The organism is Protofrankia sp. CiP1_Cm_nod1 (assembly GCF_920888515.1).
Classification (GTDB): domain Bacteria; phylum Actinomycetota; class Actinomycetes; order Frankiales; family Frankiaceae; genus Protofrankia.
The window spans coordinates 8119-9679 of sequence record NZ_CAKKTM010000454.1 but is presented as its reverse complement, the minus strand read 5'-3'; the positions used below and the strand labels follow the sequence as shown (position 1 = coordinate 9679).

Genomic DNA, 1561 nt, shown 5'->3' with positions numbered 1-1561 from the left:
CTCGCGGAAAGCCTCCCACAGGTCGTCCTGGCTGAGCCGCGGCGGGGTGGCCACGGCGGTGCCGACAATGTACGGCCGGGCGAGGCTGCGAACGGCAGGGGTGCCGGCGAGAAAAGTGGACGTACCCGGCAGGTCAATCTGCTCGGTCAGCGTCATCTGGTCCTTCCTTAGGTACGGAGCACATGGTCACGGCTTGCGAGCCGGTATCGGCCCGGCGGCGTGTCCGGAGCCGTCGCGGGCAGGGGCTGCCCAGCTCGCGGTGCCGGGGTTTCGCTTTCTTGCTTCCCGTACATCACTTCCGTGCCGTTCCTGGCCTGTGTCGTTGTGCCGCGATGACACAGGTTTCCGCTCGTCACGGCGTGGGTGTTCCGGATCGTCGGTCGACGCCCAGGATTTCCGGCGTTTCCCTCCTGTCGCCTTGCGATATGTTTCCGGGCCCGGGTGCGGTGGTCTGGAGGAACGGGCCGCCGCTGAATTCGGGTCCGTTGTGCGAGCCTCCCGGCCTCGGCCGCCGCTCCGCCCTTCGAAGCTGGTCCCTCGTACACAGTAACACGAATCAATTACTCTGTGTAACTGGGATTGGCGCTGTTCAGGAGGCGAGAACGGCCGCCGGGCCTCGGGCGGGTAGCGGAGCCCGGACTCGTGCCAGGACAGGTCGCGGCCGGCTGTCTCCGCCTGCTTTCGGGGCCTTCCGGACGTGAATGGTTCATACGGCTGGTTCTCGAACGGATCTCCTGAAGCCCGGTCATCGGCCGCCGGCGGCTTTCGGCCGGTGGTCAGTGGGCTTTCAGCAGGGCGGCGAACAGCGTCAGGCCGGGGCCGAACCCGAGGGCGACCACTACTTTGCCCGGTCGGATCTCGCGGGTCCGCAGCAGCCGCTGGAGAACCATCAGCACGGTGGGGCTGGCACAGTTGCCGTATTCGCGGAGGATGTCGTAGGAGGGGGCGGCCGCTTCCTCGCTGAGCTGGAGCCGGTCCGCGATGACCCGCAGGATGCGCGCGCCGCCGGGGTGGATGGCCCAGCCGTCGACGTCGTCGAGGGTGTGGCCGTGCGCGGAGAGGAGGCTGGTGACGAGGTCGGTGACGTGGCGTTCGAGCACCTCCGGGACCTGGGGCGACAGCCGCATCCGGAAGCCGTGGTCGGTGACGAGCAGGCCCATGTGGTCGCTGACGCTGCCATCGGTGAGGGCCGTGACGTCAAGGACTTCCAGATTCGCCGTGCCGCCTGCCGGAAATGTCCGTCCGGAAGGCGCGACCACCACGGCGGCGGCGCCGTCGGCGAACAATGAATGCGCGACGATCTGCTCGAGGTCGTCCCGTGTCGGGCTGCCCGCGTGCAGGGTGGGTGATTTTGGCTGGGCGTGCAGGCTGGCGAGCTCGACGCAGAGCAGGAGCGCGGGCCTGCCGTGGACGGCGACGTATTCGGCGACGGTGCCGAGGCCTGGGACCGCGGCGTGGCAGCCCATGTGGCCGATGATGACGCGGCGCAGGTTCGCCGGCATGCCCAGTTCGTGGGAGAGCCGGATGTCCAGCCCGGGGGTGACATGCCCGGTGGATGACG

General features: G+C 68.7%; 1 protein-coding gene. It reads right to left on the bottom strand.

Annotated features, from left to right (window positions below; translation table 11 throughout):
• Positions 1–776: 776 nt before the first annotated feature.
• On the bottom strand, positions 777–1561 hold a 785-nt coding region (locus NBX02_RS21140), incomplete at its 5' end, for a 3-oxoacyl-[acyl-carrier-protein] synthase III C-terminal domain-containing protein (protein WP_250292690.1).